Below are 20,325 nucleotides of genomic sequence, written 5' to 3' on the forward strand. Positions count from 1 at the left end.
GCGACATCGGGCGTCGAACGCGGAACGTGTCATCATGCGCGTCTCGTCCGCTGCTTGATGAGGAGGTCACCGGTGCCCGAGGCGACGAGGGGTGGGCAGAAGCCCAGCATCTACGACGTGGCGCGCGCCGCCGGAGTCTCGCACATGACGGTCTCGCGCGTGCTCAACGGGCATCCCAACATCAGGGAATCGACAAGAGCGCGCGTCCTCCAGGCGATCGACGAGATGCAGTACACGCGCAGTTCCATCGCTCGCGCCCTGGCGACGAGCCGGACGATGCGCATCGGTGTACTCGTCGACAGCCCTGTGCAGTGGGGGCCGAACAGCACTCTGCGAGCGATCGAGAGCGCTGCGCGCGCGCAGCACTACTCGGTCAGCGCTTTCGCCACGTCGGACGAGGACGCGGAGACCATCTCCGCGGGGATCGCCGACCTCGTGGCCCAGGGGATCGATGCCCTGTGCGTCATCGCACCGCGATCGTCTGCGTCGGAGCTCTTCCGCGAGCACAGCTCGAACATGCCGACGCTCGTGATCAAGTCCGAACCCGACGCGCACCTCCACACCGCGGGAGTCGACCAGTATGCGGGAGCACGGATGGCGGTCGCGCACCTCATCGGTCAGGGGCATCGCGAGATCGCCCACGTCGCCGGACCGCTCGATTGGTACGACGCTCGTGCGCGTTGGCAGGGGTGGCGTGACGAACTGCGCGACGCGGGTTTGCCCGAGGGGAGATTCGCGCAGGGGGACTGGACCGCGGAGTCGGGGTACCGTCTCGGTGCAGCCGGCGACCTCGACCGATCGACGGCGGTGTTCGCTGCGAACGACCAGATGGCGCTCGGCCTCATCCACGGCTTCGTCGAACGCGGTCGGCGGGTGCCCGCGGATGTGAGTGTGATTGGATTCGACGACCTGCCTGATGCGCGTCACTTCCTGCCGCCGCTCACGACGGTGCGCCAGGATTTCACAGCTCTGGGTTCTCTTGCCCTGCGTCTGCTGCTCGCGGCGATCGACGGCGACGACACCGCGACGCACGAGCTGATCGCCCCGGAGCTGATCGTTCGCTCATCCACGTCTGGTCCGTCTCGATGACGTCGCGGTCTGCTGTCGACTGTTCGCGGTAACAGAAATGTAACGAAAGTCGCGCGCCGACTTGTGGTTCGGGAATGTTAGCGCGCACAATCAGTGGGGAGAGACCTCGGAGTCTCATCACGCAGCACCCGTACGACCCGCCCGCGCCGCTTGGCGCAGCACACGCCCCCTCGCCACCGTCGCGAGGCTCTCAAGGAGGAGAAAGAATGCACATCAGCAAGCGCGGATTCCGCGGTCTCGTCACGATCGCCGCGACAGGCGCCCTTGTCGCCGGGCTCAGCGCGTGCTCCGGCGGCGCCGACGCCGGCAGCACCGGTGACGCGGCGGGCAGCGATGTGATCACGGTCGGCTTCGTCGCCGTCGGTCCCGAGGGCGGCTGGCGCAACGCCAACGAGCAGGCGATCAAGGACGCCTTCACGAAGGATGCCGGCTTCGACCTCAAGTACGCTCCCGCGGCCAGCCCGAGCGACCAGAAGTCGCAGCTCGACGCCTTCTCGACCTTCGTCAACGACGAGGTCGACGTCATCCTGCTGACCGCCACCGAGGCGTCGGGGTGGGAGGACGAACTGAAGAAGGCGAAGGAGGCCGAGATCCCGGTCATCCTGCTCGACCGCGGCGTCGACGCTCCGAGCGACCTGTACGTCACGCGCATCGCTCCCGACAACACGCAGGTCGCGAAGTCGGTCGGCGAGTGGGCCGTCACCGCGTTCCCGCAGGGCGCGAACTACTTCGTGCTCGAGGGTGTTCCCGGTCTCTCGGTCGTCAACGAGCGCAACGAGGGCTTCGACGCCGCCATCGCCGGCAAGTCGGGCTGGAACAAGGTCGGCGCTCAGACCGCCAACTGGAAGACCGACGAGGGCAAGTCCGTCATCGAGACGGTCCTCAAGGCCAACAACAACAACATCCAGTTCATCTTCGCTCAGAACGACGAGATGGGCATCGGCGCCGCTCAGGCCGTCACGGCGGCGGGTCTCAAGCCCGGCACCGACGTGAAGATCGCGACGATCGACGGCACCAAGGGTGCCCTCGAGGCGCTGGCGAAGGGCGACCTCAGCTTCGTCGCGCAGTACAACCCGTTCTTCGGCACCGACGCCGTCGACGCCGTGAAGAAGGCGCTCGCAGGCGAAAGCGTCGACTCGACGATCATCGTGAAGAGCGCGACCTTCGACTCGCCCGAGGCTGGTCAGAAGGCGCTCGACGAGGGCCTCGGCTTCTAAGCCGGTCCACGCTCTCCACGCAGAAAATCGGGGTGGGGGTCGCCGTTCCGCGGCGGTCCCCACTCCACCCACCCGAACCCACCCGCAGCGCCGACCCGCGCGTTCACTGAGGAAGTCTCAACGTGGTGACCGAACCCCTCCCGATCGTCGAAGTCCGCGGCGCCTCGATCACGTTCCCGGGCGTCAAGGCGCTCGACGAGGTGGACTTCCGTTTCCTGCCCGGCGAGGTGCACACCCTCATGGGTGAGAACGGTGCCGGCAAGTCGACGCTCATCAAGGCATTGACCGGCGTCTACCAGATCGACTCCGGATCCATCCTCGTCTTCGGTGAGGAGCGTCGCTTCTCCGGGACCGCCTCGGCGCAGGCCGCCGGCATCTCCACCGTCTATCAAGAGGTCAACCTCTGCAGCAACCTCACGATCGGTGAGAATGTGATGCTCGGTCACGAGGTGCGCTCGCTTTTCGGCATCGATTGGCGGAAGACCCACGCTCGTGCGCGCGAAACGCTCACCGAGATGGGTCTCGGACACCTCGACCCGAAGGCGCCGCTGTCGTCGATCTCGATCGCCTTGCAGCAGCTGGTCGCCATCAGCCGGGCGATGGTGACGAAGTCGAAGGTTCTCATCCTCGACGAGCCGACATCGAGCCTCGACACAGCCGAGGTCGACATGCTCTTCGGCGTCATCCGGCGTCTGCGCGACCAGGGCGTCGCGATCCTTTTCGTCTCGCACTTCCTCGACCAGGTCTACGCGATCAGCGACCGCATCACGGTGCTGCGCAACGGCCGATTCGTCGGCGAGTACCTGACGCGTGACCTCGATCGCACCGAGCTCATCTCGAAGATGATCGGCAAGGACCTCGGTGCTCTCCGTGCTCTCGGCTCCAACCGGCAGGTCGACGAACGCGATCGTTCGGCGACTCCGGTGTACGCGGCGACGGGCCTCGCCCGCAGCGGTGCGCTCGAAGCGACCGATATCGACATCCACCGCGGCGAGGTCGTCGGGTTCGCGGGTCTCCTGGGATCGGGTCGCACGGAACTCGCCCGCCTCATCGTCGGTGCCGACAAACCGGAGGCCGGAAACGTCCGTGTCAACGGCGCGTCCGCGACCATCTCGACACCCGTCGCAGGGCTCGCCCACCACATCGCCTATTCGACGGAGAACCGTCGCGAGGACGGCATCGTCGGCGACCTCAGCATCCGCGAGAACATCATGCTCGCCGTACAGGCGCAACGCGGCTGGCTCCGCCGGGTGCCGGCGCGCGACGTCGATCGGCTCGTCACGACCTACATGGAGCGCTTCAGCGTGCGCCCGAATGACCCGGACCGCCCCATCCGCCTGCTCTCCGGCGGCAACCAGCAGAAGGTCCTGCTCGGGCGGTGGCTCGCGACCGAGCCCGACCTGCTGCTGCTCGACGAGCCCACGCGCGGTATCGACGTCGGAGCGAAGGCCGATATCCAGGAAACCGTCGCGGAGCTTGCCGAAGGCGGGATGAGCGTCGTGTTCATCTCCTCCGAACTCGAGGAGGTCGTTCGTCTCTCCGAGCGCATCGTGATCATGAAGGACCATCAGAAAGTCGGCGAGGTCGTCAACGGCCCCGATGTGACGGCGGAGCGGATCGTCTCGATCATCGCCGCCGACTCCGAGCAGGCGGCCGAGGCCCGCGCCGACGAACTCGCCGACGATGTCGAAGGAGAATCGGCATGACCCGCCTGAGAGCGCTCGCTCGCACCCCGTGGTTCTGGGGCATCGTGGGCATCGCCCTGCTGCTCGCCCTGAACACTCTGAAGGATCCGTCGTACCTGGCGATCGGAATCAACCCGACGACGGGTCAGCTCGCCGGCAACGTTCTCGACATCCTGCGCGTATCCGCGCCCATCGTCATGATCGCCCTCGGCATGACCTTCGTCATCGCCACGAGCGGCATCGACCTCTCCGTCGGCTCGGTCATGGCGGTCGGCGGGGCGATCGCGATGGTGACGCTCAGCAGTCTCGGCCAGCCCGACTCGGTCGGCGCCATGTTCGCCGCCATCGGGCTCGCCGTGCTGCTCGGGGCCGTGCTCGGCGCCGTCAACGGCTTCCTCGTCGCCGTCGTCGGGTTGCAGCCGTTCATCAGCACCCTCGTCATGATGCTCGCCGGGCGCGGCATCGCACGCGTCATCACCGGCGGGCAGAACACGAATGCGGAGAACGCGCCCTTCCGCGCCCTCGCCAACGGTCAGTTCCTCGGGCTGCCGCTCAGCTTCGTCCTCGCGATCGCGATCGTCGTGCTCATCTCGCTCGTGATGCGTCGCACGGCCTTGGGGCTCATGATCGAGTCGATCGGCATCAACCCGCACGCGAGCCGGCTCGCCGGCATCCGCCCTCGGCCCATCCTCATCGCCGTCTACGTGCTCTCCGCCGCTCTCGCGGCCGTCGGCGGGCTCTTCACGGTCTCCGAGGTCATGACCGTCGACGTATCGGGCACGGGGTACCAGATGGAGCTCGACGCGATCCTCGCCGTCGTCATCGGGGGCACATCTCTTGCGGGGGGCAAGTTCTCGATCGTCGGCTCGACGGTCGGTGCGCTCCTGATCGCGACCCTGAACAAGACGGTGCTGTTCCTCGGCGTCTCGGCCGCCGCCACTCCCGCGTTCAAGGCGATCGTGATCGTCGCCCTCGTGCTGCTGCAGTCCGAACGCGTTCGTTCGCTCGTCCTGCGCCGCCGCGTCGGGCCGCGCACGCCCGATGCGGCGCCGCCGGCGACAACATCTGAAGCCACGCAGTCGAAGGAGGTCGTCGCATGAGCGGCGCATCCACCACACGGGAACGCTCCGCCGCGCGCGGGGGAGCCGACGCGGAGTCCACGCCGAGTCGCGGTGCGGCCTGGGCGCGTATCTGGGGGCGCAGCCAGTCGCTGATCCCGACGCTCGCCGCGGTCGCGCTGTTCATCGGCATGCTGGTGTACGCCGAGATCGCCTACGGCCGCGTGTTCCACCTGGGAACGATGTCGAGCCTGCTGGTCAGCTTCGCTCCGACGATCATCCTCGCCGTCGCCATGACGGTCGTCATCCTCTCCGGCGGCATCGATCTGTCGGTCGGCGCGGTCGTCGCGTTCACGTCCGTCGCCGGCGTCATGCTCATGGACATCGGCGTCAACGGATGGCTCGCGATCGTCCTGATGATCGCCTTCGGCGCCTTGTTCGGACTCGTGTCGGGCGTCCTCGTGCAGTACTTCAACGTGCAGCCGTTCATCGCGACGCTGGCGATGATGTTCCTCGCCCGTGGTCTCGCCTCGATGCTGTCGACGGTTCCCGTGCATGCCCCCGACGACGCGCCGATCCATCTGCTGGCGACCGACCTCAAGCTGATCGACGGCCCCAAGGTGAACGACCTCGTCCTGACCCCGGGGTTCTTCATCGCCGTGATCATCGTCGTGGCGGCGGTGTTCTTCCTGCACCGCACCCGCACCGGCCGCACGATCTACGCGATCGGCGGAGCGGAGTCGTCGGCCCAGCTCATGGGCCTGCGCGTCGCCCGCACGCGCGTGTTGATCTACGTCATCAGCGGCGCACTCGCGGGAGTCGCGGCCGTCGTCTACACCGCCGAGGTCGGCGGCAAGGCGCAGAACGTGACCGGGATCGGGTGGGAGCTCGACGCGATCGCCGCCGTCGTCATCGGCGGCACCCTCCTCACCGGCGGGGTGGGGTACGTGCTCGGCTCCGTCGTCGGATCGCTCGTGCTGGCGGCGCTGTGGATGATCATCACGAAGGACGGCTCGATCAAGCCGGAGTACCTGACGATCATCACCGGCGGCATCCTGCTCGTGTTCGTGCTCCTGCAGCGCGCCCTCACGAAGCGGAGAGCACGATGACCGCGGCGGGCATCGCAATCGATGCGGAGCTGCACGCGCGCATCGACGCCGTGCGCGCGGATGTCGCGAACCTCCACGGCGAGCTCGTGCGCTACGGGCTGGTCGTGTGGACGGGGGGCAACGTGTCGGGGCGCGTGCCGGGTGCGGATCTGTTCGTGATCAAGCCGTCGGGGGTGTCCTACGGCGACCTCGCGCCCGAGAACATGATCCTCTGCGATCTCGACGGGAATGTCGTCCCGGGGACGGCCGGCAGCGACCGGTCGCCGTCGTCGGACACGGCCGCGCACGCCTACGTGTACCGGAACATGCCGGAAGTCGGTGGCGTCGTGCACACCCACTCCGACTATGCGGTCGCATGGGCGGCGCGGGGGGAGGAGATCCCGTGCGTCATCACGGCGATGGCCGACGAGTTCGGTGGCCCGATCCCGGTCGGCCCGTTCGCGATCATCGGCGACGACTCGATCGGCCGCGGCATCGTCGAGACGCTCCGCGGGCACCGGTCGCGCGCGGTGCTGATGCAGAACCACGGCCCGTTCACGATCGGCGTGACGGCGAAGGATGCCGTGAAGGCGGCGGTCATGTGCGAGGACGTCGCCCGCACGGTGCACGTCGCCCGTCAGGGAGGGGAGCTGATCCCGATCCCGCAGGAGAAGATCGACGCCCTCTACGCCCGGTACCAGAACGTCTACGGTCAGAGCGGGGACGAGCGGCGATGACCTTCGCGCAGACCTCTGGGTACGGCGCCGACCTCATCGCGTCGGGGCGCACCGCGCTCGGCATCGAGCTCGGCTCGACGCGTATCAAGGCGTGCCTGGTGGATGCCGCCGACCCGTCGGTCATTCTCGCGGTCGGGGCGTACGCGTGGGAGAACTCGTACGTCGACGGACTGTGGACCTACGCCTTGGAGGAGGTCCGCGACGGCCTCCGCGCTGCCTATGCGACGCTCGTCGCGGAGGTGGGTGAGCGCTACGGCGTCGTCCCCTCGACGTACGCGGCGATCGGCGTCTCGGCGATGATGCACGGCTACATCGCCCTCGGCGAGGCGGGAGAACTGCTCGTGCCGTTCCGCACCTGGCGGAACACGAATACCGGCCTGGCCGCGGCGGAGCTCAGCGAGGTGCTCGGCGTCAACATCCCGCTGCGCTGGTCGGTCGCGCACCTCCGTCAAGCCGTGCTCGACGACGAGGCCCATCTCGCCGACGTCGCCCACGTGACGACGCTGGCCGGCTACGTGCACGACCAGCTCACCGGGCGCCGGGTGCTGGGCGTCGGCGACGCGTCGGGCATGTTCCCGATCCGGGGCGCCGGTGTGCTCGCGGACTACGACGAGCGGCTTGTCGCCCGCTTCGACGCACTCGCGCCGGACCGCATCCCGCCGCTGCGGGCGCTCCTGCCCGAGGTGCTGCCCGCCGGGGCGGACGCCGGGGAACTCACCGACGCGGGCGCGACGTTCCTCGACCCGACCGGCACACTGCGCCCCGGCATCCCGCTGTGTCCGCCCGAGGGCGACGCGGGGACCGGAATGGTGGCGACGAATGCCGTCGCGCCCCGCAGCGGCAACGTCAGCGCGGGCACCAGCATCTTCGCGATGGTCGTACTCGAGAAGCCGCTCGCGCACGTCCACCACGAACTCGACCTCGTCACGACGCCCGCCGGCGATCCGGTCGCGATGGTGCACTGCAACAACGGGGCTTCGGAGCTCGCCGCGTGGGCGGGCCTGTTCGAGCGCTTCTCGGTGGCAGCCGGTGCGCGCCTCGACAGTGACGCCGTCTTCGACGTGCTGTTCCGTGAGGCACTCGAAGGCGAACCCGATGCGGCCGGCCTCGTCGCCTACAACCATCTCGCCGGGGAGCCGATCGTGGGGCTCACCGGTGGGCGGCCGCTCTTCGTCCGCACACCGGACTCGACGCTCAACCTCGCGAACGTCATGCGCGCCCAGCTCTACGGGGTGTTCAGCACCCTGGCGCTCGGCATGGAGGTGCTGCACAGCGAAGGCGTCGCCCTCGACCGGATGTATGCCCACGGTGGCATGTTCCGGACGACCGGAGTGGCGCAACGGTTCCTCGCCGCCGCACTCGCCGCCCCGGTCGCCGTCGGCGACACCGCGTCGGAAGGGGGCGCGTGGGGCATGGCGGTCCTCGCAGCATTCCGCCTGGCCGCCGCCGGGGACGGCTCGGCGAGCCTCTCCGCATATCTGACCGATGTCGTGTTCGCGGATGCCGCGGCATCCATCGCCGCTCCCGAGCCCGCGGACGTCGCGGGCTTCGCCACCTACCTCGACCGCTACCGTGCCGGCCTCGCCGTCGAGGCCGCGGCCGTCGCCGCACTCTAGAGCGCGCGTGGCGCGCTCAGCTCCTCGACCATCGACCGAAAGAAGACCATGACCCTCACCACCTCGCTCGACCGCTACACCGTGTGGTTCGTGACCGGCAGTCAGGGACTGTACGGCGAGGAGACGCTCCGGCAGGTCGCCGAGCAGTCCCGGGGTGTCGCGGAGGGTCTGACCGGTCTGCCCGTCACGGTCGAGTGGAAGCCCGTCCTCACCGACGCGGAGGCGATCCGCCGGCTCGCGCTGGATGCGAACGCGGACGATTCGGTGATCGGGATCATCGCGTGGATGCACACGTTCAGCCCCGCGAAGATGTGGATCTCGGGGCTCGATGCGCTGCGCAAGCCGCTGCTGCACCTGCACACGCAGGCGAACGTCGAGCTGCCGTGGGCCGAGATCGACTTCGACTTCATGAACCTCAACCAGGCGGCCCACGGCGACCGCGAGTTCGGGTACATCCAGACCCGCCTCGGCGTCGCGCGCAAGACCGTCGTCGGCCACGTCTCCCACCCGACCGTGCGGCAGCAGGTCGAGGACTGGCAGCGCGCCGCGGCGGGCTGGCAGGCCGCGCACACGCTCAAGCTCGCCCGCTTCGGCGACAACATGCGCTACGTCGCCGTCACCGAGGGCGACAAGACCGAAGCCGAGCTGCGCCTCGGGGTGCAGGTGAACACGTGGGGCGTGAACGATCTCGCGGATGCCGTGGCCCAGGCATCCGACGCCGACATCGACGCGCTCGTGCAGGTGTACCTCGCAGAGTACGACGTCGCCGATGAGCTGCTGCCGGGCGCGGAGCGTCACCAGTCGCTCCGTGACGGCGCGGCGATCGAGCTCGGTCTGCGCTCGTTCCTCGAGGCGGGCGGGTTCGGCGCGTTCACGACGTCGTTCGAAGACCTCGGTGCGCTGAAGCAGCTCCCCGGTCTCGCGGTGCAGCGCCTCATGGCGGACGGTTACGGCTTCGGCGCGGAGGGCGACTGGAAGACCGCGATCCTCGTGCGCGTCGCGAACGTCATGGGGGCGGGACTCCCGGGCGGCGCGAGCCTCACGGAGGACTACACGTACGACCTCGTCGCGGGCGATGAGAAGATCCTGGGCGCGCACATGCTGGAGGTATCGCCGACGCTGTCGTCGCAGAAGGCGCGGCTGGAGGTCCACCCGCTCGGCATCGGCGGTAAGGACGACCCGGTCCGCCTCGTCTTCACCGCAGACCCCGGCCCCGCCGTCGTCGTCGCGATGAGCGACATGCGCGACCGGTTCCGCCTCGTCGCGAACGTCGTCGAGAACGTCGAGGCTCCGGATCTGCCGAAGCTCCCCGTGGGTCGCGCGATCTGGAAGCCGGCACCGGACTTCGCGACGAGCGCCGCATGCTGGCTGAACGCGGGTGCGGCGCACCACACCGTCATGACGACGGCGGTCGGCATCGAGGTGTTCCGGGACTTCGCGGAGATCGCCGGCACCGAGCTCCTCGTCATCGACGAGGACACGACCGTCCGCGGATTCCAGCAGGAGATCCGCTGGAATCAGGCCTACTACCGACTCGCCCAGGGGCTCTGACTTCGCGCGCGAGCCTCCTGCAGCCCACCGAGCCCCGCGCAGGAATACGCTGGGGGCGATGACCTCTCCCGCGACCTCCAGCATCCCGCTCGACCACGGACAGCGCTGGCGCGCGTTCTGGGTGTGCGTCTCGGTCGCGGCGCTCACCATCCTCGACCTCAGCAAGGTCAACGTCGCCCTGCCGTCGATCGAGCAGGCACTCGGCGCGGAATCCACCGAACTCCAGATCGTCGTCTCGGGCTACGTCCTGCTGTTCGGCCTCGCCCTCGTGCCGTTCGGACGCCTCGGTGACCAACGCTCGCGCAAGCAGCTCTTCATCATCGGGTTGAGCCTGTTCACCCTCACCTCGATCGTGTGCGCGATGGCTCCGACGACCGAGGTCCTGCTCGCCGGCCGCCTCGTGCAGGGTCTCGCCGCCGGCATCCAGATGCCGCAGGTCATCGGCACCATCCAGCAGCTGTTCACGGGCAAGGAGCGCGGCCGTGCCTTCGGGCTGTTCGGGGCGACGATCGGGATCGCCACGGCGTTCGGCCCGACGCTCGGCGGCCTCATGATCGCGCTCGGCGGCGCGCAGGACGGCTGGCGATTCATCTTCTGGATCAACGTTCCCCTGTGCCTCGCCGTGCTCGCCGGGGTGATCTGGCTGCTGCCCAAGACGCGGGTGCCGAGCGCCGCGCGTCTGGAGTTGGATCCTGTCGGACTCGGCCTCTTCGCCGTCGTCGTCGTCACCCTGATGTGGCCGTTCCTCTTCACCACCGGATCGCCTGACGACGATCCGCGGCGGTGGTGGACGCTCGCGCTGTTCGCCGTCTTCGCTGTCCTCTTCTTCCGCTGGGAGCATCGCTACGCGCAGTCGGGCCGCGCTCCGCTCATCCCCCTGGGACTGTTCAGCGTGGCCTCCTTCCGCAACGGCACGCTCATCGCCGCGACCTACTTCACCGCGATCCCGGCGATGTTCCTGTTGACGACGCTGTTCCTGCAACTGGGCGTCGGGCTCGAGCCCGTGTTCGCCGGGATGGTGTCCATCGGGTTCGCCCTCGCGAGCGCGGTGAGCGCCTGGTACGGGGGAAATCTCGTCGGTCGCTTCGGACGCCCCCTCGTCGTCTGGGGGCTCGGCGTTGTGCTCGTCTCGGTGGTCGCGCTGACGGTCGTCGCTTTCACGGTTCCGGTCGATGTCGTCGCCTACGCGATGGCGGCCGTCATGCTCGTCGCGGGGATCGGTGCGGGCCTCGTCGTGGCGCCGAACCAGACCCTCACCCTCGCTGAGATCCCGACGCGCTCGGGCGGCCTCGCCGGGTCGGTGGGGCAGCTCGGACAGCGGATCGGCACGGCCGTCGGAACCGCCGTCGCGCTTTCGCTCTTCTACTCGGCCATCTATCGCGACCAGGGCTCCGATCGCCACGGCATCGATGTGTTCCACGACGCCTATGCCTACGGCATGATCTCCGTCGCCGCTTTCCTCCTGATCGCCTTCGCGCTCGGCGTGTTCGACCTCGTCGCGCGCCGTCGCTCGCGCCGCTGACGGCGGGCCGCGCGGGCCATGTCGCAGGTCACGCTTAGCGTGGATGCATGCGCATCCTGCACACCTCCGACTGGCATATCGGGCGGACCTTCCACGGTCACTCCACGCTCGATGCGCTGCGCGGCGTGCTCGACGCCCTCGTCGCGCAGGTGCGGGATCAGGGCGTCGATGTCGTGATCGTCGCGGGCGACGTCTTCGACTCCGCCACCCCGGCGGCCGCCTGCTACAGGGTGCTCTCCGACACGCTCGCCGCGCTCGCCGACGCCGGGGCCGAGGTGATCGTCACGAGCGGCAACCACGATTCCGCTGCGCGCCTCGGGTTCCAGTCGGCGCTCCTGCGCCCCGGCATCCACGTGCTGACAGATCCGGGGGAGGTCGGCACGCCGATCACCGTGCGCGACGAGCACGGCCCCGTGCACGTCTACGGCATCCCCTTCCTCGAGCCGGCGCTTCTGCGGCACGAGTGGCCGGGAGTGCGCTCACAGGCGAGCGCGCTCGCGCACGCGATGGACCTCGTCCGTGCCGATCTCTCGGAGCGCGCGAGTGAGGGGCGGGTCCGTGCGGTCGCTGCAGCACACTGCTTCGCGGCGGGCGTCGAGCCGACGCCGCACCTCGAACGCGACATCCAGCAGGGTGGCCTCGACGTCGTGCCGTTGTCGACCTTCGACGGCGTCGACTACGTTGCGCTCGGCCACATCCACGGGCGGCAGCAGCTCTCCGATCGAGTGCGGTACTCCGGCGCGCCGCTGCACTACAGCTTCGGCGAAGGCGACAAGCCGCGCGGGTCGTGGCTCGTCGAGCTGGATGCCGCAGGCTTCGCCGGCGCCCGGTGGCTCGATCTGCCGGTACCGCGGACGCTGCGGACGCTCCGCGGTGCGTTCGACGACCTCCTGGAGAGCACCGCGTACGCTGATGCGGAGGAGTCGTGGGTCGCGGTGGAGTACACCGACGCTCTGCCGCAGGCCGATCCCCTGCGCCGCCTGCAGCAGCGCTTCCGGTTCTGCGCCGCCGTCGCCCACACTCCACCCGCGCGGGAGAAGGACGACACCCGCACCTACACGCAGCGCGTGCGTGCGGCCCGCAGCGACGCCGACCTCGTCGACGCGTTCCTCGTCCACGTACGCGCCGGCGAGGGGGCGTCGGAGCGCGAGGCGGAACTCGTCCGTGACGTCCTCGGTGCGCGCGAGCGCGCGGAGCGCGACGAGGTCGCGCGCCGCGCCGCGCCGGTGGCGACGTGAAGCTCCACGCGCTCGAGCTGACCGGGTTCGGACCGTTCCGTGAGACGCAGCGCGTCGACTTCGACGCATTCGACCGCGACGGCATCTTCCTCATCTCGGGGCGCACGGGCACAGGCAAGTCGAGCATTCTCGACGGGGTGAGCTTCGCTCTGTACGGCAGCGTGCCGCGCTACGAGGGTGGTGAGAAGAGACTGCGCAGCGACCACTGCTTCCTCACGGACCCGACCGAGGTGCGCCTCGAGTTCACCGTCGGCGACGCGCGTTGGCGGGTCACGCGCGCTCCCGAGTACGACCGTCCCGCGAAGCGCGGTGGAGGCCTCACCACCGAACCCGCCCGCGCCGAGCTCGAGGAGCTCGTCGACGGCGTGTGGATCGGGCGCGCCGCTAAGCCGCGCGATGTCGGCCTCGCCCTCGGCGAGGTGCTCGGGCTCGGAGCTCAGCAGTTCCAGCAGGTGATCCTGCTCGCGCAGAACAAGTTCTCCAGGTTCCTCCTCGCGTCGGGAGAGGAGCGGCAGTCGCTCCTGCGCACGCTCTTCGGCACGCGCCGATTCGAGCAGTACCAAGCCGACCTCGACGCGCGGCGCCGCGACGCGCAGAAGCGCCTCGACACCGCGGGGGAGCAGGTGCGCACCCTTGTCGGTCTCGCGGAGCGCCTCATCGCCGAGCACAGGCTGGGGCCAGAGGTCAGCGGAGGCGAGGCTGCGGTGGCCGCCGATGCCGCTGCCGACGAGCTCGGCGCGCGCACGGCGGCCCTCCTCGCTGCTGTCGACCGCGCGGCCTACCGTGCCGATCAGGCGGGCATCGCCCGGGCGCAGGCAGACGAGCATCACCACGTGGTCGTCGCTGCGCACGCGGCGCTCGTCGACCGTGCACGCCGCAGCCGGGAGCGCGCCGAGGCGCGGGCGCGCTTGGCGCACCTCGAACAGAACGAGCCCCACATCAGCGTCCAGCGCGCGCTCCTCGCCGATGCGCGAGCGGCCGAAGCGCTGCGTGCGCCCTTGGAGGCGGCCGACCGCGCGGCCCGCGATCGCGATGACGCGACCACCGCCGAGCGGCGCGCGCGGGAGGCCTGGGTGGGCGGGGGAGGGGTCGCGGCCGATGAAGCGACCGGCGCGGTTCTCACCGCGGTTCTGGCTGACACCGTTCAGGAGATCACCGCCGAGCTCGCGCGATGGGAGGACGCCGCCGCTCATGAGCGTTCCCTGGGCGCACTGCGCGACGATGCTGCTGACGCGGAGACCGCGCTCGCCGACACGACTGCCGCTCTCTCCGCGCTCGATGCAGACCTCGCGGCGGTGCCGGCCCGTCGCGCAGAGCTGGACGAGCGCCTCTCCGCCGCGCGCATGGCCGCTGCGCGCGTCGCGGACCTCGGGGCACGGGCCGCGCAACTCGACGTCCACCGCGAAGCGGCGCTCACCGCCGAGCGGCTCGTGCCACTCGCCAGCGACGCCGAGCACGCGCACCTCGAGGCGCGCACCGCCGCCGACGCCGCCGGCGTCGCCGTCACCGCACTGCTGCAGCGTCGCCTCGCCGGCTACGCAGGCGAGCTCTCCGCCGCGCTCGTGCCGGGCGAGCCCTGCGCGGTCTGCGGTGCCGTCGAGCATCCTCATCCCGCGGCCGCCCCCTCGGTGGCGGTCACCGATGACGATCTGGCCGCCGCCGAGGCGGCGCTCGAGTCTGCCGAAACCCGCGCGAGCGCCGCCGCGACGGCCGCTCGCACCGTGCGAGACGAACTGTCCGCCGCCCGGGCGGATGCCGGCGGGCGCGAGCGTGCGGACATCGAAGCAGAGCTCGACCGCGTGCGCGCGGACCTCGTCGCCGCGGGCGAGGGGACCCGCCAGGCCGATCTCCTCGCCGCCGAGCGGATCGAGCTCGACCGACTCGCCTCCGCGGCAGAAGCCGAACGCACGGCGCTCGCGGACCGCCAGCTCGCGCAGCGCGCCGCGCAGGCGGCGGCGATCGCCGAGATCACGCGGCTCGAAGAGATGGTCGCCCGCGCGAAGGGTGCGTTCGACAGCGTCGCCCTCCGCATCGCCGACGGCGAGGCGCGGCGCGCGCGTGCGACCGCGCTCCTGGCCGCGCGTGCCGAGGTGGAGGAACGCCGGCGCGCGCACGATGCGGCGGTCGGCGACCTGAACCGCCTCCTTTCGGACAGTCCCTTCGACGACCTGGAGACGGCGCGTGCCGCGCTGCGCGCACCCGCCGAGATCGCCGCGGCCGAGGCGGAATCGGCACAGCACGCGGCCGCGATCACGGCCGCCCGCGAACGCCTCCTCGAGCTCGAGCTCGCGGTGGTCGGCGCGGAAATCGCAGATGACGAGCTGGCCGCGGCGGCATCGCTCGTCGCCGAGGCGGACGCGGCCCGCTCGGCTGCCATCGCGGCCGAGCGCGATGCGCAGAACGTCGCGACGAGGGTGCGCGAACTGTCGGAGCAGGCGGACGAGGCATACGTCGCCGTCGCCGATCTCGCCGCCGAGGCGGCGTCCGTCACGCGTCTGGCCGACACCGTTGCAGGCCGTGCCCCCAACACGATGAAGATGGACCTTGAGACCTTCGTCCTGGCCGCGGAGCTCGAGGAGATCGTCGCGGCGGCGAACGTCCGTCTCGCCGAGATGTCGGCCGGTCGGTACACGCTGCACCACAGTGACGCCCGCGCCGCTCGCGGGCGTGCCTCGGGTCTCGGTATCGATGTGCTCGACGCGCACACCGGGAGGCTTCGCACACCGCAGTCGCTGTCCGGAGGCGAGACCTTCCTCGCGTCCCTGGCGCTGGCCCTCGGGCTCGGCGAGGTCGTCACGGCCCGGGCCGGCGGCATCCGCCTGGATACCCTCTTCGTCGACGAGGGATTCGGCTCGCTCGACCCCGAGACCCTCGAACTCGCGATGCGCACGCTCGACGACCTGCGCGTCGGTGGCCGCACGGTCGGGGTCATCAGTCACGTGGAGGCGATGAAGGAGCAGCTCCCCGCACAGCTCGCCGTGGAGGCGACGCCGCAGGGACCGAGCATCATCCGCCAAGAGTCCGCCGCGTTGCGATGAACTCCGTCAGCCGTCCTGCGGCGTCAACGCGTCATGGATGCGACGGAGGTCGACCATGAGCGAACCGATGAGAACCCAGTGCTCGGGCGCGGAGAGCACCTCGAGGGGCCGGGTGAGCGCGGCAGGCTCCTGCATCGAGCTGCGCTCGTCGCGGCGGAGATCGTGCGCCGCGCGATGGAGGTGGTCCGCGATCGCAGCGACCTCGGCATCCGAAGCGATTCCCGGCTCGTAGTCGTCGACGAAGGCGCGCGTCATGCCGGCGACCTGTGTAGAGATGGCGAAGAGCCGCGCCACATCGTGCGCGAGAGCGTCGACATCGGCGCGCGCCCGGCGTGCCCGCGGATTCAGCGCGAGTGAGTCGCGTGCGTCCGCGATCGCCTGCTCCGCCGCGCCGACCGAGCCCCGCACCGCGCGGGCGTGGTCGAGAAGGTCGGTGAGAGCGGCGGCATCCTGCGAGCTCACGAGCGCGTCCCCCAGCCGGTCGAGGGCATCCGCCGTGTCCGATCGGAGAGTGGCCACGCGGGCGCGCGCCGGGTCGAGCGCGAGCGGCGGGACGAACGCGAGGTTGACGACGAGCCCGATCACGGCACCGAGGGCCGTCTCGACGATCCGGTCGAAAGCGTAGTCGGGGCTCGCCGTGCCGAGGGCGAGGACGAGCATCGCGCTGATCGCGACCTGGTTCGCGGTGCCCGGCGTCGCACGCAGCGCCCACGTCAGCAGCAAAGCGCAGACGACGGACAGGGCGATCGCGCCGAATCCGCCCCCGAGGACGATGCCGATGACGGACGCGACGACGACGCCGGCGACGACCCCGACAGTGCGCTCGACACCGCGGCCGAGCGACTGGTTGATGCTCGGCTGAACCGTCAGCAGGGCAGCGATCGCCGCGAAGACGGGCGGCGGACCCCCGATCAGCCACGCCGCGAGCAGCCACGCGGCGAGCGTCGCGACGGCGGACTTCACGACCTGGAGCAGCGGCGAGCGGCGCGGCGCGCGCAGCGACACATTCATAGCCCTCACGTTACGCACCTCGGCGAACGCCGCCGGCGCCCGGACGTCAGACGCCGTAGCGGGAGCGGATCTCGTCGCGCAGCACCACGCTGCATGCCGCCACGGCGGCGCGCCAGTCGGTGATCGCGTCGTCCTGCGCGTTGTCCGAGACGGCCTTGAGCACCGTGATCGGCACCCCGAACTGGCCGGCGACCCAGATATAGGCGTAGGTCTCCATGTCGACGAGGGTCGCGCCGAGCGTGCGGATGGATGCCACGGCACCGGCATCGTCGACGAAGTGATCACCGGTGGCGATCGTCGCCGTCCCGCGCCCCGTCGACACCTGCGACGGCAGTGAGACGTGCTGACCGGCGACGCCGTCGATGTCGCTCACATCGTGCTGGATCGCCACCGCGATGTCGTGGACGCCGATGATCTCGGGGTCGAGGGCACCCGCGGTGCCGACGACGACGATCTCGTCGATGCCCCCGGCATCCAGCCGCCGCGTCAGCGCGTACGCGGCCTGCAGCTTGCCCGGACCCGTGACGAGCCGCTCGAAGCCGTCGAGGTCGGTCTCGAAGGCGACGAGTTCGGAGGCGAGGGCGGCGACGAGGAGCTTCATCCCTCCAGTCTCACACGGAGGCACGGTGAGTACTCACGGCCCCGACCACTGCCGCCCGGCCCCGGACGTGCGCAAAGATGAGCTATCGGGCACGTCCCACGACGGACACGACGATCGGAGCGAGATGACTTTGCAGACGGTTCTTCTCCCGGCGCCCGCCGGCGTTACGGCGAGGCTCGGCTGGGACCCGGGGACGACGGTGCACGATCGCCGCCGGATCATCGCGAAAGAGCTCATCGCCGCGAAGCTCGGCTGCGAGCCGACCGACGTGAGGATCGAGCGCGAAGCTCCGCGCGGCTTCGGCTACCACACGCGCCTGATCGCTTCGCGGGACGGCGAGGAGCTCCCGATCGCGATCGTGACGGCGAGCTTCCGCGCGGCGACCGTCGTCGCCATCTGCGATCCGGGGCTGCCGCTCGGCATCGACATCAGAGACGCCCACCCCGAGCCCGCGGATCTCCGTCTCATGCGCAAGCACTCGCACCTCGTCGACGAGAACGACGTCGATGACCTGCTGCGCCACTGGACCAGCGTGCAAGCGGTGATCGAGGCCGACGGCCGAGGAGTGCGGATGGCTCCCGAGCGTGTCCGGCTCGACTCGACGCGTCAGCACGGATGGTTCCGCGACCGCAACATGCGTTACGCCCTGACGGATGCCTCCCAGGACGGCTGGATCATCACGCTCGCGGTCGGTGAGCTTCCCTCCGCCTGAGTCCTCAGGAACGCGGCCGATGTCGGTCTCGCGTCAGGTGATGAGGTCGGGCAGCGCCGCATCGAGTTCGGCGAGCCACGCATCGGCATTGCCGTCGGACGGCGCACGCCAGTCGCCGCGCGGGGAAAGCGACCCGGCCGGCAGCACCTTCGGCCCATTCGGGATCGCTGTGCGCTTGAACTGGGCGAAGCCGAAGAAGCGCTTCAGGAACACGCGCAGCCACCGCACGATCTCGGCGCGGTCGTAGGCGTAGCGATCCGCATCGGGGAAACCAGGCGGCCAGGCGCCCGCCTCTGCATCCGCCCACGCCTGTTCGGCGAGGAACGCGATCTTCGAGGGCCGCAGCCCGTAGCGCAGCACGTGGAACAGGGCGAAATCGTGCAGTGCGTACGGCCCGATGGTGTCTTCGGTCGACTGCACCTTGCCGTCCTGACCGGCGGGCACGAGCTCGGGGCTGATCTCGGTATCGAGCACGGATTGCAGTACGTCCTTCGCGTCCTGCGTGAGGGCGGCGCCGGAGTCGGGGTGTGCGATGACCCAGCGGATGAGGTGCTGGATGAGCGTCTTCGGCACGCCCGCGTTGACGGCGTAGTGGCTCATCTGGTCGCCGACGCCGTACGTGGCCCATCCGAGCGCGAGCTCGGAGAGGTCAGACGTGCCCACGACGAAGCCGCCGTTCTGGTTCGCGAGGCGGAACAGGAAGTCGGTGCGTGCGCCCGCCTGCACGTTCTCGAACGTCACGTCGTACACCGGCTCGCCGTCGGCGTAGGGGTGCTGGATGCCGCGCAGCAGCTCGGTCGCCATCGGTCGGATGTCGATCGTCGACGTCGTCGCGCCGATCGCGTCGGCGAGGGCGATCGCGTTCGAGCGCGTGTGATCGCTCGTCGCGAAACCCGGCATCGTGTAGGCGAGGATGTCGCTGCGCGGCCGCCCCATCCGGTCCATCGCGCGCGCCACGACGAGCAGGGCGTGCGTCGAATCCAGCCCGCCGGAGACCCCGATGACGGGCCGCGGCGACCCGATGGCGCGCATGCGCTGCTCGAGACCGGACACCTGGATGTTGAACGCCTCATAGCAGTCCTGGTCGAGGCGGGCCGGGTCGTCCGGCACGAAGGGGAACCGGTCGAGGGGGCGTCGAAGCGTCGTGACGGAGGCCGGCGGTGCGACGTCGAACGGGATGACGCGCGCGAACTCGCTCGCAGGGGTCAGCACCCTATTGTCGTCGAAGGTGCCCTGCCGCACCCGATCCTGTCGCAGGCGGTCGAGGTCGATGTCGGCGATCGCCATGCGCGGCGCTCCGGGGAACCGCTCGGTCTCGGCGAGAAGCGCGCCCGACTCGTAGATCATCGTCTGGCCGTCCCACGAGACGTCGTTCGTGGATTCGCCGAGCCCGGCTGCCGCGTACACGTAGGCGGCGTTGCAGCGGAACGACTGCGACTTCGCGAGTAGGTGCCGGTCGTCGGCGCGGGCGACCGTGATGGGGCTGCCGGAGAGGTTCAGCAGGACGGTCGCGCCCGCGAGCGCCGCGGTGGACGACGGCGGGATCGGCACCCACATGTCCTCGCAGACCTCGGCGTGCACCACGAGGCCGGGGACGTCGGATGCCTCGAACAGCAGGTCGGCGCCGACCGGAACCTCCTCGCCGGCGAGGGTCGCGGTCGCGGGGGCGTCGGCGCCGGCGGCGTACCAGCGGGCCTCGTAGAACTCGCGGTAGGTGGGCAGGTACGTCTTCGGGGCGATGCCGAGGATGCGGCCGCGATGGATGACCACGGCGCAGTTGTACAGGCGCGAGCCGAGCCGCAGTGGCGCGCCGACGACGAGGAGCGGCATCAGATCACGCGAGCGCGCGGCGATCTCGGCGATCGCGGCGCGGGCGGCGTCGAGCACGACGTCTTGCATGACGAGGTCGTCGATCGCGTAACCGGTCACGCACAGTTCGGGGAACACCGCGACGGCGACGCCGGCGTCGTGGGCCTCGCGCGCCGCGGCCATGACCATCTGCGCGTTGCGTGCAGGGTCGGCGATCGCGACAGGGATCGTGCAGGCCGCGACGCGCGCGAAGCCGTGCCGGTAGACGCTCTCGAACGGTAGCTGCTCGCTCACGCCCCCAGTCTGGCATCTCACCCGCGGTGTCGGAGGAGGTGGATAGTGTCGATCGCGGA

Annotated in this window: 15 protein-coding genes; 12 read left to right on the forward strand and 3 right to left on the reverse strand. The window is 70.1% G+C overall.

Annotated elements, in window-relative coordinates:
• The first annotated feature begins 72 nt into the window (after window positions 1-72).
• The 11 genes from WFI52_RS00540 (at window position 73) to WFI52_RS00590 (ending at window position 15,839) form a co-directional block, all read left to right on the forward strand.
• The gene (locus WFI52_RS00540; protein ID WP_336625517.1) at window positions 73-1,089 is read left to right on the forward strand and encodes a LacI family DNA-binding transcriptional regulator; all 1,017 of its coding nucleotides are present in this window, start codon (window positions 73-75) and stop codon (window positions 1,087-1,089) included.
• Window positions 1,090-1,295: 206 nt separating this feature from the next.
• A complete protein-coding gene (locus tag WFI52_RS00545; RefSeq protein ID WP_336625516.1) occupies window positions 1,296-2,306 on the forward strand; it encodes an ABC transporter substrate-binding protein in 1,011 nt (336 codons plus the stop codon).
• Window positions 2,307-2,428: 122 nt separating this feature from the next.
• Window positions 2,429-4,012: a sugar ABC transporter ATP-binding protein gene (locus WFI52_RS00550; protein ID WP_336625515.1), complete on the forward strand. Its 1,584-nt coding sequence runs from the start codon at window positions 2,429-2,431 to the stop codon at window positions 4,010-4,012.
• Window positions 4,009-5,091 carry an ABC transporter permease gene (locus WFI52_RS00555; protein WP_336625514.1) on the forward strand — a complete coding sequence of 361 codons (1,083 nt, stop codon included), beginning with the start codon at window positions 4,009-4,011 and terminating at the stop codon, window positions 5,089-5,091. Before WFI52_RS00550 ends, WFI52_RS00555 begins: the two co-directional genes overlap by 4 nt.
• Window positions 5,088-6,158, forward strand: coding sequence for an ABC transporter permease (locus WFI52_RS00560; protein WP_336625513.1), 1,071 nt, complete (start codon window positions 5,088-5,090; stop codon window positions 6,156-6,158). Before WFI52_RS00555 ends, WFI52_RS00560 begins: the two co-directional genes overlap by 4 nt.
• Complete coding sequence (locus WFI52_RS00565) at window positions 6,155-6,874, forward strand: L-ribulose-5-phosphate 4-epimerase (protein ID WP_336625512.1); 720 nt, start codon at window positions 6,155-6,157, stop codon at window positions 6,872-6,874. The genes WFI52_RS00560 and WFI52_RS00565 overlap by 4 nt, the downstream gene beginning before the upstream one ends.
• The gene (locus WFI52_RS00570; RefSeq protein WP_336625511.1) at window positions 6,871-8,490 is read left to right on the forward strand and encodes a xylulokinase; all 1,620 of its coding nucleotides are present in this window, start codon (window positions 6,871-6,873) and stop codon (window positions 8,488-8,490) included. The genes WFI52_RS00565 and WFI52_RS00570 overlap by 4 nt, the downstream gene beginning before the upstream one ends.
• Before the next feature lie 48 nt (window positions 8,491-8,538).
• Window positions 8,539-10,041, forward strand: coding sequence for an L-arabinose isomerase (gene araA, locus WFI52_RS00575; RefSeq protein WP_336625510.1), 1,503 nt, complete (start codon window positions 8,539-8,541; stop codon window positions 10,039-10,041).
• A 58-nt stretch (window positions 10,042-10,099) separates the two neighbouring features.
• Window positions 10,100-11,563: an MFS transporter gene (locus WFI52_RS00580; RefSeq protein ID WP_336625509.1), complete on the forward strand. Its 1,464-nt coding sequence runs from the start codon at window positions 10,100-10,102 to the stop codon at window positions 11,561-11,563.
• A 47-nt stretch (window positions 11,564-11,610) separates the two neighbouring features.
• The gene (locus tag WFI52_RS00585; protein ID WP_336625508.1) at window positions 11,611-12,801 is read left to right on the forward strand and encodes an exonuclease SbcCD subunit D; all 1,191 of its coding nucleotides are present in this window, start codon (window positions 11,611-11,613) and stop codon (window positions 12,799-12,801) included.
• Window positions 12,798-15,839, forward strand: coding sequence for an SMC family ATPase (locus tag WFI52_RS00590; RefSeq protein WP_336625507.1), 3,042 nt, complete (start codon window positions 12,798-12,800; stop codon window positions 15,837-15,839). The genes WFI52_RS00585 and WFI52_RS00590 overlap by 4 nt, the downstream gene beginning before the upstream one ends.
• 6 nt (window positions 15,840-15,845) lie before the next feature.
• On the opposite strand, the gene WFI52_RS00595 is transcribed toward WFI52_RS00590, so the two are convergent.
• Both WFI52_RS00595 and WFI52_RS00600 read right to left on the reverse strand, forming a co-directional pair.
• Window positions 15,846-16,850 (reverse strand): FUSC family protein, encoded by a 1,005-nt coding sequence (locus WFI52_RS00595; RefSeq protein WP_336625506.1) that lies wholly within the window; start codon window positions 16,848-16,850, stop codon window positions 15,846-15,848.
• A gap of 46 nt (window positions 16,851-16,896) precedes the next feature.
• On the reverse strand, window positions 16,897-17,451 hold the full coding sequence (locus WFI52_RS00600) for a phosphorylase family protein (RefSeq protein WP_336625505.1): 555 nt from the start codon (window positions 17,449-17,451) through the stop codon (window positions 16,897-16,899).
• 124 nt (window positions 17,452-17,575) lie between these two features.
• Here WFI52_RS00600 and WFI52_RS00605 point away from each other — a divergent pair, with 124 nt between their 5' ends.
• Window positions 17,576-18,163, forward strand: a complete 588-nt coding sequence (locus WFI52_RS00605; RefSeq protein WP_336625504.1) for a hypothetical protein — start codon at window positions 17,576-17,578, stop codon at window positions 18,161-18,163.
• Between the two features lie 33 nt (window positions 18,164-18,196).
• Here the strand turns inward: WFI52_RS00605 and WFI52_RS00610 are convergent, their stop codons facing one another.
• A complete protein-coding gene (locus WFI52_RS00610) occupies window positions 18,197-20,266 on the reverse strand; it encodes an NAD(+) synthase (RefSeq protein WP_336625503.1) in 2,070 nt (689 codons plus the stop codon).
• Between the last annotated feature and the right edge of the window lie 59 nt (window positions 20,267-20,325).

It is taken from the genome of Microbacterium sp. MMO-20 (assembly GCF_037147735.1).
Classification (GTDB): Bacteria; Actinomycetota; Actinomycetes; order Actinomycetales; family Microbacteriaceae; genus Microbacterium.